Here is a 14469-nt window from a genome sequence, read left to right as displayed (position 1 = left end):
ACGGCCGGCTGGCGGCTGGCGGCTGGCGGCTGGCGGCTGGCGGCGAGTGTGACGTGCGCCGCCTCCGGGCGCGGTCCCGGGCCGCGCCCGGCCGCCCTGCGCGGAGGAGCGGCGGGCACGGCGGGCGGGCGCGGAGGCCGCCCGGCCAGCGCCGCCCCGGGACGTCAGGGCTGCTCGGGACGCTAGGGAGCTGAGTCGTTTACGACATCGGCCGGGGGCGCACCGGGGCCGGGCGGGGAGGTGGGGGTACCGAGTTTGACCACCGGACGGGGTGGGCTACTATTTGTCCGCACGCCTCGGGGTGTGGCGCAGCTTGGTAGCGCGCTTCGTTCGGGACGAAGAGGTCGTCGGTTCGAATCCGGCCACCCCGACCGAGGGAATCGGGCCAGGTGAGACAGCATCTCACCTGGCCCGATGCTGCATTGCTGACACTCCGCCTCAGCGATCTACGCCGATTGCTGCCTGTCTTCCTCGCCCTCGTTCCGCTCGATTGTCAGCGGAAAGTCAGCGAAGGACTCTCGGACCCGGTCCAGATCTCGACCACGCTCGATCGATACACGCACGCATTCGAGGCGGCTGCCGCAGTCCGTGAGCGACGGCCGTTACGCTCAATCAGTCCTCGATGTACCGTCAGTAGTGGCTGTCCGCTTACGAGAGCTGACCGGGTTCCTCATTCCGGCTGGGAGCGCCGTTGTGTCGCACGTCGATCCGCGTTTCGGGGCTCGGCTGCGGGCTCTGCGTGCCGAGCGGGGTCTGTCGCTGCGGGCGCTCGGCCAGCTCGCGCACCGGGGCAAGAGCCACCTTCATGATCTGGAGACGGGTGTCAAGGCTCCGACGCCCGAGACGGCCCGGCATCTCGATGAGGTCCTTCAGGCTGGCGACGCGCTCGCGCGGCTCGTTGATCAGCCTATCGACCATGATGCCGAGGCCGACGAGTTGCTTGCCCGGGTGCGGGCCAGTGATGTGAGCGCCGAGACGCTCGCCCGCATCGAGGCCAGCGTCGACGACCTGGCGAGCGCGTATGCGACGACTCCGCCGGTGGACCTGCTGCCGATGGTGCGCAGGCACCTGGCGTACGTGGGCAGGCTGCTCGATGGCCGGGGAACCCTGGGGCAGCGGCGGCGGCTGGTCGTTGCCGGCGGGTGGCTGACCGTGCTGCGTGCGACGGTGCACATCGACCTTCGGCAGCGTTCCGCAGCGGGCGCGCACCTGGTCGCTGCTGCGGCGCTCGCCGAACATGCCGAGCATGCGGAGATCCAGGCGTGGTGTCTGGAGACCCGGGCGTGGGACCGGCTCACCCAGGGTGAGCATCGGCAGGCGATCGACCTGTCTCAGCAGGCTCAACAGGTGGCACCTCGGGGCAGTTCGGCGCACATCCAGGCGACGGCGCAGGAGGCGCGGGGGTGGGCGCCCGTGGGTGACGTGCGGCGCACCCGTGACGCGCTGGACCGCCTGGAACGGTTGACCGCGAACCTGCCCGTGCCGGAGCGGGCCGAGCATCACTACCGGTACGACCCGACGAAGGCGTTGGCGTACACGGCGACGACGTTGTCGTGGGCGGGTGACCCGGCGGCCGAGCAGGTGGCCCGGGTGGCGTTGGCGGAGTTGGACCCGCGCGGTGACGGGGGTGACCGGCCACGGCGGTCCGCGTCTGCCCGCCTCGACCTGGCCCTGGCGTTGGTGGCCGCCGACCAGCCCGATGAGGCAAGCGCGGTCGCCGCCGAGGCGATCCGTTCCGGGCGGGTGGCACCGTCGAACTGGTGGCGGGCGCGCGAGGTGCTGCGGAGGGTCGAGCAGACCGACACCGCAGAGGCGTCGGCGCTGCGCGAGGTGTACGAGGCGTACCGGCCCGTCGGCTGACAGAGGACAGCCGACCCGCCCAGCGGACACCCGACACCTTTGAGTAACCGTCCGATCGCTCAATGCTGTGTGCGAGGGCGGAATCGGCGCGAACACACCAGAGCGCCGTGACCCGCCCGGAGCCGGGCGCGGCGGTGTTGGTCCTTCCATGAGCACGTCGTCGCGCCCCTACCAGCGGAGGTGGGGAATGGGCGACACCGGTCAGGCTGAGGGCAGCAGGGGCGAGCAGATCCAGCAGGCGGAACGGGAAGCCGCCCGACGGCGGATCCTGGCGCAGGCCGAGCAGGAACGGATACCGGCCGAGGAGACCACCCGGGCGTTGCCCGACCGGCGGTGGCGTCGTGAACGGCCTTGAGCTGTTGCCGGTGGGCCGGCGGGTGGCGTACTGGCGGGGGCGGCGGCAGTTGTCGCAGCAGGTGTTCGCCGATCGGCTGGGCAAGTCCAAGAGCTGGGTGGACAAGGTCGAGCGGGGCGTCCGGTCCCTCGACAGGGTCTCGACCCTGCACGACATCGCCGCCGTGCTGCGGATCGACGCGGCGGTGCTGCTGGGCCGGGACACCCAGCCCGCCGACGTGACCGGGCGGGTCGAGGGCGTCGAACAGGTCCGGGAGGCCCTGTCGACGTACGACATCGCGGTGGGCCACTCGGTGACCGACCGGGCCGTGGTGCCGGCGGATCAACTCGCGCGGGATGCGGCCCACACGTGGGTCAGCTTCCAGTACGCCCGGTACGCGCGGGTGACCGCGATGGTCCCCGAGCTGTTGGCCGGCGCGCAGCGCGCACACGCCGACGACCCTGAGCAGGCCCGGGCATCGCTGGTGGAGGCGTACCGGGTGACCGCGTCGCTGCTGACGAAGCTGGGCGAGGCCGAGCTTGCCTGGCTGGCCGCCGACCGGGCCATGCTCACCGCCACCGGCGATCCCATCCTGGTGGCCGCCGCCACCGTGCAACTCGGTCAGGCGCTCCGCGCCTACGGGCGGACACAGGCAGCCGTGTCGGCGGCCCGGGCCGCCGCGTACCGGATCGCCCCGCCCGACCCCGACGACGCGCAACCGCCGGAGCTGTCGCTGTACGGGACGCTGCTCGTCCAGGCGGCCCTGGCCGCCGCCCGCCACGGCGACGACCGCACCGCCGCCGACCTGATCGACGAGGCTGCCGCCATGGCCGCTCGGGTCGGCGACGGTCAGGACCACCACCGGACGGGGTTCGGGCCGGCAGCGGTCGACCTGGCCCGGGTCGCCGCCGCCCTCGACCTCGGCAACGCCCACGAAGCGGTCGTCTGGCACCGGAGAGCCACCAAGCGGGTGGGATGGCGGTGGCTGCCTGCGGAACACCGCGCCGCGCACCTGCTCGACGCCGCCCGCGCCTACCTCTACACCGACGACCCCAGCAACGCGGCGCGGGCCCTGGCAGAGGCCGACCGGACGGCACCGGCCGAGGTACGCCACCGCCCCGCCGCCCGCAGCATCGTCGCCCAGGTCGCCCGACACCCACACGCCCCGGCCACCATCATCCAACTCGCCGCCGTCCTCGGGGTGACCTGACCATGACCGCGCCGTTCCTGTCCCTGGCCCAGATCCGCAACCGGCTGGCCCTCACCGCGCGCCAGATCCTCCGCGACCACGAACCCGGTGCCGACGGGCGCTGCCCGATCTGCCGGACGTCGGGATGCACCGTGGCCGCCGCCGCCCGCAACGTCATCGACACCGCCGAGGAAGTACAGCAGCGGAGTACAGCAACCCCGCCAGCCACACCGGACCGCGACGACCCGCAGCACACCGGATGACCTCGGATGACACCCGATCCGACCGGCCTGCCGCGAGTTCGGGACGAAGAGGTCGTCGGTTCGCATCCGGCCACCCTGACCAGAGGTGAGAGGGCACATCCTAGCGACGGATGTGCCCTCTGGCGCTTGTACGGCAACGAGTTGACGCAGGCTCTTCCTCAGACGCTTGAGACCCGTCAGGGTGCTTGACGGGGCAGCTGACGCCCTCGCAGCAGGACACCGACCTCGGTCACGGAGGCGAGGCGATCGCCTGGCACCAGAAGACGACCATGCAGACGGGTTGCGGTGGCTGTCCGGACCCTCGGCGGCCGCTCAATGATCAACCTAGGCGCGCGATCAGGGACGAACGACCCCCTGCGGTAACAGAGGGCCGTCCTGTCCGAGACGTGCGCCGATCCGTCTAGACAACCGGCTCACTTCTCTGCTGTATAAACGATGAGAATCAGACGAGGGAGCGGCTTCCTTTCGTAAGCTTTATGTCGCCTGAGGCGAACCCAGCCTTACCTGCATACTCCCGGAAGAAAATTTCCCCGCCTTCCACACTCCGAGACTGCCGCTAACAAAAGGGACATTCTTGAGCAAACCGGTGGATGCGTGTCGGTCTTGAGGCGAATGTTGCCGCGCACCGATGCCAAAGACGGGCCGGAGTCGTTCAACCAGATGCCAAGGCCTTGAAGCGTCGCGTCCCTAGGCGGTAACCGACGGATGCGTGCACGGCGCGGAAGGCCTCGGAGTCCGAGACAACGCACGACCTCGATCCGTCAAGGGGAACTCATGCCCGACAACCATCACGAGCAGTACCTGCTGGCCCAGCGAGACTTACTGATCTTGCTCGTAACGGCAAGCGTGGGTCTACTGGCCGCAACGGTTACCGGCCTGACCGTAGGGATGCAGACAGCGTCCGCATTCGGTACGGGCGCGGGAATCGCCCTGGGCATCGCTGCCGGCGTCGTGACTCTCGTCCTGACCGGCCTGATCGTCGCAAGCAGGCTACACAAGCTCGTGCAGTAACGGCTCACCAGCGAGTGCCCTGTCTCGTCCTCAAAGAGGCAGGGCACTCCGAGGCTGGTCCGGGTCGCCCGGGGCACCCGCAGCCTTCGAACCTTCACAGATGCACGACAGGCTGCACCGACCTGCATCGTTGGCATGAAGGGTCGCGTGAGTAGGCGGGTCAGTACGCGTACGTCACCGAGATGGTGACGTTCGGGCAGGAGTTCGCCCAGCTCGTCAGGGCGTCCTTCTCGGCCGTGTCGACGGTGAGCCGCCAGCGGGTCTTGGTGGCGACCCACTCGTTGACGTAGCGGCAGCGGGCGGAGCTGTAGGACGGCATCCAGGTGGCCGGGTCCTGGTCGCCCTTGGACTGGTTGACGTTGTCGGTCACCGCGACCAGCGGGCGGGAGTCGCCCAGGTCGTTGGCGTACGCCTGGCGGCGGCTGGTGGACCAGTTGCGGGCGCCGGAGTCCCACGCCTCGGCGAGCGGCACCATGTGGTCGATGTCGACGTCGCCGGTGGCGGTCCAGTAGGCGTTGTCGTAGTAGGAGTACCAGCGCCCGCCGGAGAGCGTGCAGGTGCCGCTGACGGTGGGCGCGGTGACCGCCTCGGCGAGCAGCACCTCGTTGCGGGTGTTGCAGCCGTCGCCGTCGGCGTCGATCCAGTGCGGGAAGAGGTCTCGGCTGTAGCCGGTGCGGATCTCGGTGGCCACCGGCAGGGCCGCGACGGCGGTCTGGAGGGGCGCGGAGTAGCTGGCGGCCCAGGCGGGGTCGGCCAGGCCGACGGTTGCGGCGAGGGCGGCGGCGAGGGTGATCGCGGCGGCGCGCGGCGTGCGGTTCATGGTGCTCCGTCCGGGTAGGCTGGATGCATCGTCTCCCATGTATATAGACAGAGGCGACATTCCCACAACCAGGACCCGCAGGTGAACGCTCTGCGAACCCTCACCCGAGGCGGCTCCGCCGCGCCTCAGGCAAGCAGGTCGAGCACCCAGTGCCGGGTCCGGAAGACCTGTCCCCGGAACGGCGTCTCCCGCTTCCCGAGCAGGGCGAACCCGAGCGACCGGCAGAGGCCGTTCGAGGCTGCGTTGTCGACTCCCGGGAAGGCGTGCACCGGCGACCAGCCGCCCGCCCGCCGGGCCTCGTCGAGCAGCATCCGGACCGCCCGCCCGGCCACACCCCGCCCCTGGTGTTCGGGCAGCACCATCCAGCCGATCTCGGCGATTCCAGCACCTGCCGGACATCGTCGCCGTCGAGCCCGTCGGGGTGGGTCTCCTCCAGCAGCAGGCGGACCACCGCGCCGAGGACCAGCCCGGACCGGTCCGCCCCGGCGAGCCGGTCGACCGCCTCGTCGTACGCCTCGGTGTCCCGGACCCGGGCGGCGGCCACGGCGTCGGTGGCCGCCCGGGCGATCTCGCGGGCCGGCGCGGGCAGGTGTCGCCAGGTCGTCGTCATCGCTCCCAGGATGGCAGACCCACCAAGCGGGCCGGACGCTGGCGGCCGGCTCCCCCCTCATGAGAGCCGGCCGACCAACAAACAGCGTCAGCAGTTGGTGTAGCTGCCGCTGCTCCCCCACGAGCAGGAGTCGATGGTCTTGCCCGCCGTGTCGCGCACGTACGCGGTGTCGCCGGTGTTGTTCCAGATGTACGCGCCCGACCCCCAGTACCGGTGGGTCGAGGTGTTGGTGCCCTTGCCGGTGTGGATGGTGACGCTGGCCCCGGCGGCGAGCTTGAAGTCGCTGGTGAACGTGTAGACGTGGCTCGACTTGTCGCGCAGCGTCCACGACTTGAGGTTGACGGTCGTGGTCTTGCGGTTGGTCAGCTTCACGTACTCGGCGTTCAGGCTGCTGGTCGACCGGTCGTCGGTGCCCGGCGAGTTGTAGTAGGCCTTGGTGATCTGGATCGCCGGGGTGGCGGCCTGCGCGGGCGCGGCCAGGGTGAGCGAGCCACCGACGGTGACGGCGAGAGCGACGGCGATGCCGGTCAGCCTCTTCTTCAACACGATCCCCCACATGCTGACGGCCGGCCCTCGACGGGTGCCGGCGCGGAACGTGAGCAGAGGCTATCGGCGTCGGACAGCCACTGTGGACGGTTCGACGCCCGCGCCGGCAACTACGCCCGCGGGGCCCACCGATCGCGGCCGAACGGTGCCGCCGGCCCGCGCGAACGGTGCCGAGGGACCGCGCGAACGGCGACGCAGCGTGACGCGAACGGCGGGAGAGCACGGGGCGAACGGCGACACAGCGTGACGCGAACGGCAGTACCGGGGCACGTCCCGGGCGGGCGAGCCTCACCCGGCGAGTGTGGCCGCCACCAACGAGTCGACGGCCCGAGGGTCCCAGCGGTCGGCGACGCCGGGGCGGCCCGCCAGGTAGCCGGCGATGCGCGTCGGCGCCCAGCCGTGCGCCTCGCGCAGGCCGGCGGCGAGCATCGCGAGGTAGCCGGGGGCGGGCGCGGTCCACTCGACGTCCGCCGCCCGCCACGGCGCGGTGAAGGTCAGCATGGGCACGCCGTCGCGGAGCCCGGTGCACAGCAGCGTCTCGTAGCGCCCGGGGCCGAGGGTGGCCCGGCCGTGGGCGACCGCGGCCCCGATCAGGTCGAGGTCGACGCCGGGCTCCCGGTACATCTCCTGCGCGGCGACGTCGGCGAACTGTTCCCGGGTGAGCAGCCAGGCCCGCGCCGCCGCCGTGCCGGGCAGCGCCGGGTCGTAGAAGGCCATCCCGCCGGTCCAGGCCCGGGACTCCCCGGCGAAGTAGATGCCGCCGGGCACCAGCACCGCCGCCGACCGGCGGGGCGGCCGGCAGTCCCGACATCCGGGGTACGTCCGCAGCCCGCCCGGCGGCCGTCCCCCGCCGAGATACCAGCCGAGCCGGTCGGCGTGCATGTTCGAGCCGTACGCGACGTACCAGAGGAGTTCGCGCACGTCAGAACGCGCCGGTGCGGGCCGCCGCGTGGCTGACCTGCACGGTGTGGGTGACGCAGCCGCCGTCGGCGACGAGGTGCAGCAGGAAGGCGGTGGGTTCGAGGGCATACCCCATCTCGTCGCCCTCGTCGAGGGTGAGCGACGACTGCCGCCAGGTGCTCGGCGCGGTGGTCAGCACCGTGCCGGCGAAGCCGACCGTGACGGGGCGGTGCACGTGCCCGGCGACGACCCGGACGACGTGCGGGTGGGCGGCCACCACCGTGGCCAGGTCGTCGCCGTCGAGCAGGCGCATGCCGTCGAGGTAGGGCAGGCCCACCGGGACGGGCGGGTGGTGCAGGCAGACGACGGCCGGCAGCCCGGGGCGGCGGGCGAGCGTCTCGTCGAGCCAGGCGAGCTGCTCGGGGCCGAGCCGGCCGGCCGGCTCGCCGGGGCTGACGGAGTCGAGCACGACGATGGTCGCGTCGGGCTGCTCGACGGCGTAGTGGGCCTGGTAGCCGCCGCCGAGGTGCGGGGTGCCGCCGAAGATGTCGAGCAGCGATTCGCGGTCGTCGTGGTTGCCGGCGACGAGGTGCACCGGCACCGGGAACCGGGCGATCAGGTCGCGCAGCGCGAGGTACTCCTCGGGGCTGCCGTGCTCGGTGAGGTCGCCGGTGACGACGACATGGTCGGGCCGGGGGCGCAGGCCGAGGACCCGACCGAGCGCCCGGTGCAGCGCGGCGGCGGGCTCGGCGGCGAGCGGACCGGTGGTGAGGTGGGTGTCGCTGAGCTGGGCGATGAGCATCGCGGGCCTCCAGGTCGACCGGTTCCCTCAGGCTATCGCCGCCGCGCGCCGCCCACGGACCCGTCCACAGCCTGCGTCCACAGCTCGCGTCCACAGCCTGTGGATAGCACATGTGTACGAAGCAAATGATCTTGAGAGCAACCCGCTGAGCTGCGGTGAGTACGCTTGGTCGGGCCACCTCCCTCCCGCTGTCAGGACGCACGTGCGCGTAGATCACCACCGGGTCGTCCGGGACGTCACGGTCCGCCTGCCGATGGCGTCGACCGCCGTCGAGGCATGCCAGTGGACCGTCACCGCGCTGGCCCGGTACGCGCCGGCCACGATCTCCGTGCTGCTCCAGGTGCGCGACGGGCTGCGCTGCGTCGCCGCCACCGGCGCGTGGCAGGTCTTCGCCACCGTCCCGCCGAAGGCCGGCGTCGTCGGCCGAGTCTACGCCTCCGGCGAGCCCGCCACCGTCGAGGACGTGACCGCCGACCCCGACTACCTCCCGGTGCGCCCCGACGTGACCGCCGAGGTCTGCGTGCCGGTGCTCGACCCGGCGGGCCGGCCGATCGGGGTCCTCGACCTCCAGTGGTCCGGCCCGGTCGAGCTGGGCCCGTGGCGGGAGACCGCCGAACGCGTCGCCGCCCGGCTCGGCGCCCGGATCACCGCGCTGGGCGGGCCGCCCGCCGAGACCCGCAGCGAGAAGCTGCTGCGGCACGCCGCCGCGCTGACCGCCGCCCCCACCGAGTGGGACCTGATGACGGCGGCCATCTGCGCGGCCCGGGAGGTCTCCACCCTCTCCGCGGCCGTGCTGCTGCTGGCCGGCGGCGGCACGGGTCCCCGGCTGGGCGCGCCCACCGGCGCGCCGGGCGAGCTGGAGTCCCGCATCCGGGCCGAGCTGACCGAGGCGGGCGCGCCGGCCCTGCACCGGATGGTGGCCCGCGCCCACCGGCACGGCGTCGGCTACACCCTCGGCGAGGCCGGGCACCCGCCCACGGAGGAATACCGGCCGCTCGCCGACGCCGGGGTGCGCACCCTGGTGGCGGTGCCGGTCGGGCCGCCCGACGGCGGCGGGGTGCTGCTGGTCGCCGACGAGCGGCTGCTGCGGCCCGACCCGACCACGGTCAACCTGATGGAGCTGCTCGCCGGGCAGGCGTGGACGTGCCTGGACCGGCTGCGCACGCTGGCCCGGCTGCGCGAGCAGGCCAGCTCCGACCCGCTGACCGGGCTGCCGCACACCGGGCCGTTCGGGCAGCGGATCGCGCGGGCCACCCCGGGGCGCACGGCGCTGCTGGCCATCGACGTGGACGGCTTCAAGGCGGTCAACGACACGTACGGCCACCAGGCCGGGGACCGGCTGCTGGTGGGGCTGGCCCGGGCGCTGGAGGCGGCGCTGCGCCAGGGCGACGAGCTGTACCGGATCGGCGGGGACGAGTTCGTCGCCGTGATCGAGGTGAACCGCCCCGAAGAGGCCGTGCGCATCGCCGAGCGGCTGGCCGAGGCGGCGCGGGGCACCGGCCGCACGATCAGCGTCGGCGTCGCCCTGCCCCGGCCGGGCGAGTCGCCCGAGCAGACCCTGCGCCGCGCCGACCAGGCCCTCTACGCGGTCAAGCGCCAGGGGCGCGACGGCGTCCGCCTGGCCGCCGCCTGAGCGGTGGGCGGCGGCGCGCACGGCGTCAGCGGGCGGTGAGCTCCTTGGCCAGCAGCTCGCCGATCTGGGCGGTGTTGAGGGCCGCGCCCTTGCGCAGGTTGTCGCCGGTGACGAAGAGGTCGAGGGCGCGCGGGTCGTCGACGGCGCGGCGGATGCGGCCGACCCAGGACGGGTCGGTGCCCACGGCGTCGATCGGCATCGGGAACTCCCCCGCGGCCGGATCGTCGACCAGGATCACGCCGGGGGCGTTGCGCAGCGCCTCCCGGGCGCCCTCCGCGTCGACCTCGGTGGCGAAGACGGCGTGCACGGCCACGGAGTGCCCGGTCACCACCGGCACCCGTACGCAGGTCGCGGAGACCTTCAGGTCGGGCAGCCCGAGGATCTTGCGCGACTCGTTGCGCATCTTCAGCTCCTCGGACGACCACCCGCCGTCGGCGAACGAGCCGGCCCAGGGCACCACGTTGAGCGCCAGCGGGGCGGGGAACGGCCCCAACTCGTCGCCGACCGCCTGCCGCACGTCGCCGGGGCGGGAGCCGAGCACCCGGTCCCCGGCGACCTTGCCGAGCTGGAGGTGCAGCGCGTCCACGCCGGCCCGCCCCGCCCCGGAGGCCGCCTGGTAGGACGCCAGGACCAGCTCGCGCAGCCCGTACTCGCGGTGCAGCGGGGCGATCGCCACGATCATCGCGAGGGTCGTGCAGTTGGCGTTGGCGACGATGCCCCTGGGCCGGTTGCGCACCTGCTCGGGGTTGATCTCGGGGACGACCAGCGGGACGTCGCGGTCCATCCGGAACGCGCCGGAGTTGTCGACCGCCACCGCGCCCCGGGACACCGCGACCGGGGCCCACTCGGCGGCGACGTCGTCGGGCACGTCGAACATGGCCACGTCGACGCCGTCGAACGCCTCGGGGGTGAGCGGCCCGACGGTCAGCTCCTCGCCCCGGCAGCGCACCCGCCGCCCGACCGACCGCTCGGAGGCGATCAGCCGGATCTCGCCCCACACGTCGCGCCGCGACGACAGCAGCTCGCACATGACGGTGCCGACGGCACCGGTCGCCCCGACCACGGCGAGGGTGGGCCGCGCCGGCACGGCGTTACCGCCCGGTCCCCGCGTAGACGATGGCCTCGGTGTCGCCGCCCAGCTCGAAGGCGTCGTGGATGGCCCGGACGGCCTTGTCGAGGTCGGTGTCCCGGCAGACGACGGAGACCCGGATCTCGGAGGTGGAGATCATCTCGATGTTGACGCCGGCCGCGCCGAGGGCGGCGAAGAAGCCGGCCGCGACGCCCGGGTGCGACCGCATCCCCGCGCCGATGAGCGAGACCTTGCCGACGTGGTCGTCGTAGAGCAGACCCTTGAACTTGACCGGCTCCTGGATCTTGCTGAGCGCGGCCATGGCGGTCGGGCCGTCGGTCTTGGGCAGGGTGAACGAGATGTCCGTGCGGCCGGTGCCCTCGGTGGAGACGTTCTGCACGATCATGTCGATGTTGATCTCGGCGCTGGCGACGGTGTCGAAGATCCGCGCGGCGGCGCCCGGCTCGTCCGGCACCCCGACGATCGTGATCTTCGCCTCGCTGCGGTCGTGGGCGACGCCGGTGATCAGTGCCTGTTCCACAGCAAGGTCCTCCATCGATCCGGTGACCATCGTGCCGGTGTTGGTCGAGTATGACGAGCGGACGTGGATCGGCAGCCCCGCGCGGCGCGCGTACTCGACGCTGCGCAGGTGCAGCACCTTCGCGCCGCAGGCGGCCAGCTCCAGCATCTCCTCGTAGGTGACGTGGCGGATGTGCCGGGCGTTCGGCACGATCCGGGGGTCGGCGGTGAAGATGCCGTCGACGTCGGTGTAGATCTCGCAGACGTCGGCGTGCAGCGCGGCGGCGAGCGCCACGGCCGTGGTGTCCGAGCCGCCCCGGCCCAGCGTGGTGACGTCCTTCGTGTCCTGTGAGACGCCCTGGAAGCCGGCGACGATGACCACCGCGCCCTCGTCGAGCGCGCCCTTGAGCCGCCCCGGGGTGACGTCGATGATCCGCGCCTTGCCGTGCACCGAGGTGGTGATCACGCCGGCCTGCGAGCCGGTGAACGAGCGGGCCTCGTAGCCAAGGTTGTGGATGGCCATGGCGAGCAGCGCCATGGAGATCCGCTCCCCGGCGGTGAGCAGCATGTCCAGCTCGCGGCCCGGCGGCAGCGGGCTCACCTGGTTGGCCAGGTCGAGCAGCTCGTCGGTGGTGTCGCCCATGGCGGAGACCACCACGACCACGTCGTCGCCGGCCTTGCGGGCGGCGACGATGCGCTCGGCCACCCGCTTGATGCGCTCGGCGTTGGCGACGGAGGATCCGCCGTACTTCTGCACCACGAGTGCCACGACGGTGCACTCCCTCCCCGCGTCCTTCGAGTGTGTCGCACCGCCGGCGACCAGCCGGTGGCACCTTGTCAGACCACATCAGGGTATCCGGCGGCCAGGAAGGCCGGGTCAGGTGATCCCACCATCCGGCCCGCGCGGCGGGCCCGGCCGCGCCCGGACCCGCCCGCCGGGGGGTACGCGCCAAGCCCGCCCGGGGATCGGCGGGACGCCCGCCCAGCGGTACGCGACACGCCCGCGCAACGGCGTCGGCGGGGTCACGGGCGCGGTCCGCGCACCGCAGAATGACCCGGTGCACGCCCACCTCCGCGCGGCCCGACGCCCGACCGGCGTCGCGGCGCTCGCCCTCCTGCCGGCCCTGCTCGCCGCCTGCGCCGACGATCCGGCCCCCGCGCCGGCCCCGTCGACGTCCACCGATCCCGCGCCCGCCGCCGCCGACGCCGCCCGGGACGAGCTGGCCGCCCTGGCCGCGGCGGCCCAGGACCGCAGCTTCACCGCCCGGTACACCCTCGCCGACGGCGGCGGATCCGACCGCTCGATCGTGGTGACCAGCGCCGCCGACGGCACCTGGCGGGTGGACATCCCGGGCGGCGCGCTGGGCGGCACGGCGGACGTGTCGCTCGCCGCCACCGCCGACGGGCTCTACCAGTGCGGGCTGCCGTCGGCCGGCCGCCCGGAGCCGGCGAGCTGCGTCCGCCTCGGCGACCCGTCGGACGCCGTCCCGCACCTCCTGGACCCCCGGGTGCAGCACCCGTTCACCGACTGGCTGACGGTGCTCACCGACCGGCGCGCCCCGCTCGCGGTCTCCCCGGCCCGGCCGCCGCAGGGGGCGAGCGGGTCCTGCTACGCGGTCGACACCACCTCCGCCTCGCTGAACGCCCCGCTGGACGTCGGCATCTACTGCTACGCCCCGGACGGCACCCCGACGGCGGTGCGGACCACCGGGGGCACGCTCGTCCTGGCCGGACCGGCCGGCCCGGGGCCCGCGACGGTGCAGCTCGCCGGCCCGGTCACCGACGGCGAGCCGCTCGGCGTCGCCGCGCCGGAGCCGTCGCCGGAGTCCTCGGCGCAGACGCCATCGGGCACGGCAACGCCCTGAGCGCCTGTCCGTTACGGGTGGTTCCGGCCACATTCGCCCACCCCGGCACCTCGGGCAAAAAGTCCGATACGGGATGCTTCCCCCATGGCTGACCTGACTCCGCTGCTCGCGTTCCGCTGGAGCCCCCGGGCATTCGACCCCGCCGCCACGCTGACCGCCGACGAGGCGGCCTCGCTGCTGGAGGCGGCCCGCTGGGCGCCCTCGGCGGGCAACGGCCAGCCGTGGCGGTTCGCCCTCGGCCACCGCGACGACGAGACCTGGAAGCGCATCCTGGTCAACCTCCCCGACGACGACCAGCCGTGGGCCCGGCACGCCGCCGCCCTGCTCCTCGGCGCCCACCTCACCGCCGTCGGCGCGGCTGGCACAGGCACGGGCATCGGCACTGGCGAGGCCGGCACAGACACGGGCACCGCCGCCGATGCGGCCGGCACCGGTGCCCGTACGGCCGCCGCCGGCGCGGCGTACGACCTGGGGCAGGCGGTGGCCCACCTGACCGTGCAGGCCACCGCGCTCGGGCTCTACGTGCGCCAGCTCGCCGGCTTCGACCGCGCCGGGCTCGCCGCCGACCTGGACCTGCCGGCCGGCGTCCGCCCGCTGGTGGTGGTGGCGGTGGGCCGGCTCGGCGACCCGTCCAGCCTGCCGGTCGCGCTGCGGGAGCAGGAGACCGGGCTGCGCCGCCGACGCCCCGTGGCCGACCTGTTGCTGCACTGAGCTGGGACGGGCAGCGGTCGCCGCGATCCGGATGGCACCGCGTGCGACCAGCGGGAACGTCCGCCGACTGCGACCACCGTCTCAATCCGCGGACCGGCCTTCCCACCTCCCGTCCCATCACGTAGGGTCACCCTGTCATGTGGCAGGCGAACCTTCTCCTTGGTCGCCGCGACGGGGCCTGACCGGCCGGCACCTCGTCGCGGAGTCGAAGCGCGCCGTCCAGCAGTTCCGAACCTCCCGTCGGCGCACCGCGCCGGCCCGGCACCGTCGCCGCACCGGCCCAGCCGCCGCTGCCGCACCGTCGCCGGCCTTCCGATTGCTGACGCCACCTGACTCA

At 73.3% G+C, this 14469-nt stretch carries 15 protein-coding genes and 1 tRNA gene; 9 read left to right on the top strand and 7 right to left on the bottom strand.

All coding sequences use genetic code 11. The features are described 5' to 3' along the window. The first annotated feature begins 297 nt into the window (after positions 1-297). The 6 genes from HDA31_RS00255 (at position 298) to HDA31_RS00230 (ending at position 4657) form a co-directional block, all read left to right on the top strand. Positions 298-371: transfer RNA gene (locus HDA31_RS00255), tRNA-Pro, on the top strand. Positions 372-636: 265 nt separating this feature from the next. Further along, the gene (locus tag HDA31_RS00250; RefSeq protein WP_376701429.1) at positions 637-1860 is read left to right on the top strand and encodes an NsdA family TPR-like regulatory protein; all 1224 of its coding nucleotides are present in this window, start codon (positions 637-639) and stop codon (positions 1858-1860) included. 148 nt (positions 1861-2008) lie between these two features. Then, complete coding sequence (locus HDA31_RS00245; RefSeq protein ID WP_178062721.1) at positions 2009-2215, top strand: hypothetical protein; 207 nt, start codon at positions 2009-2011, stop codon at positions 2213-2215. Then, entirely contained in the window at positions 2202-3404 is a 1203-nt protein-coding gene (locus HDA31_RS00240) for a helix-turn-helix domain-containing protein (RefSeq protein WP_246384191.1), read from the top strand. The genes HDA31_RS00245 and HDA31_RS00240 overlap by 14 nt, the downstream gene beginning before the upstream one ends. Positions 3405-3406: 2 nt before the next feature. After that, complete coding sequence (locus HDA31_RS00235; RefSeq protein ID WP_178066686.1) at positions 3407-3646, top strand: hypothetical protein; 240 nt, start codon at positions 3407-3409, stop codon at positions 3644-3646. Between the two features lie 774 nt (positions 3647-4420). Continuing rightward, positions 4421-4657, top strand: a complete 237-nt coding sequence (locus tag HDA31_RS00230) for a hypothetical protein (protein ID WP_178066687.1) — start codon at positions 4421-4423, stop codon at positions 4655-4657. Positions 4658-4817: 160 nt separating this feature from the next. Here HDA31_RS00230 and HDA31_RS00225 read toward each other — a convergent pair whose 3' ends face one another. The 5 genes from HDA31_RS00225 to HDA31_RS00205 form a co-directional block, all read right to left on the bottom strand. Continuing rightward, positions 4818-5477 (bottom strand): HNH endonuclease family protein, encoded by a 660-nt coding sequence (locus tag HDA31_RS00225; protein ID WP_178066688.1) that lies wholly within the window; start codon positions 5475-5477, stop codon positions 4818-4820. Positions 5478-5602: 125 nt separating this feature from the next. Beyond that, on the bottom strand, positions 5603-5839 hold the full coding sequence (locus HDA31_RS31720; protein WP_219824963.1) for a GNAT family N-acetyltransferase: 237 nt from the start codon (positions 5837-5839) through the stop codon (positions 5603-5605). Positions 5840-6174: 335 nt separating this feature from the next. Then, positions 6175-6633, bottom strand: a complete 459-nt coding sequence (locus HDA31_RS00215; protein ID WP_246384193.1) for a lamin tail domain-containing protein — start codon at positions 6631-6633, stop codon at positions 6175-6177. A 288-nt stretch (positions 6634-6921) separates the two neighbouring features. After that, a complete protein-coding gene (locus tag HDA31_RS00210; protein ID WP_246384194.1) occupies positions 6922-7554 on the bottom strand; it encodes a histone deacetylase in 633 nt (210 codons plus the stop codon). A 1-nt stretch (position 7555) separates the two neighbouring features. Continuing rightward, positions 7556-8335 carry a phosphodiesterase gene (locus tag HDA31_RS00205; RefSeq protein WP_178066689.1) on the bottom strand — a complete coding sequence of 260 codons (780 nt, stop codon included), beginning with the start codon at positions 8333-8335 and terminating at the stop codon, positions 7556-7558. Positions 8336-8588: 253 nt separating this feature from the next. Between HDA31_RS00205 and HDA31_RS00200 the strand changes: the two genes are divergently transcribed. Beyond that, entirely contained in the window at positions 8589-9968 is a 1380-nt protein-coding gene (locus HDA31_RS00200; RefSeq protein WP_178067906.1) for a sensor domain-containing diguanylate cyclase, read from the top strand. Between the two features lie 25 nt (positions 9969-9993). On the opposite strand, the gene HDA31_RS00195 is transcribed toward HDA31_RS00200, so the two are convergent. Next, entirely contained in the window at positions 9994-11055 is a 1062-nt protein-coding gene (locus HDA31_RS00195; protein ID WP_178066690.1) for an aspartate-semialdehyde dehydrogenase, read from the bottom strand. 4 nt (positions 11056-11059) lie between these two features. After that, the gene (locus HDA31_RS00190) at positions 11060-12325 is read right to left on the bottom strand and encodes an aspartate kinase (protein WP_077937963.1); all 1266 of its coding nucleotides are present in this window, start codon (positions 12323-12325) and stop codon (positions 11060-11062) included. A gap of 289 nt (positions 12326-12614) precedes the next feature. Here HDA31_RS00190 and HDA31_RS00185 point away from each other — a divergent pair, with 289 nt between their 5' ends. Then, positions 12615-13421 (top strand): hypothetical protein, encoded by an 807-nt coding sequence (locus HDA31_RS00185; protein WP_246384735.1) that lies wholly within the window; start codon positions 12615-12617, stop codon positions 13419-13421. 84 nt (positions 13422-13505) lie between these two features. Further along, entirely contained in the window at positions 13506-14132 is a 627-nt protein-coding gene (locus tag HDA31_RS00180; protein WP_178066691.1) for a nitroreductase family protein, read from the top strand. Positions 14133-14469: the final 337 nt, after the last annotated feature.

The sequence above is a fragment of the Micromonospora carbonacea genome (genome assembly GCF_014205165.1).
In the GTDB taxonomy this organism is placed as follows: domain Bacteria; phylum Actinomycetota; class Actinomycetes; order Mycobacteriales; family Micromonosporaceae; genus Micromonospora; species Micromonospora carbonacea.
Note: the sequence above shows the minus strand (reverse complement) of the source record. Positions and strands in the feature narration are given on the sequence as shown.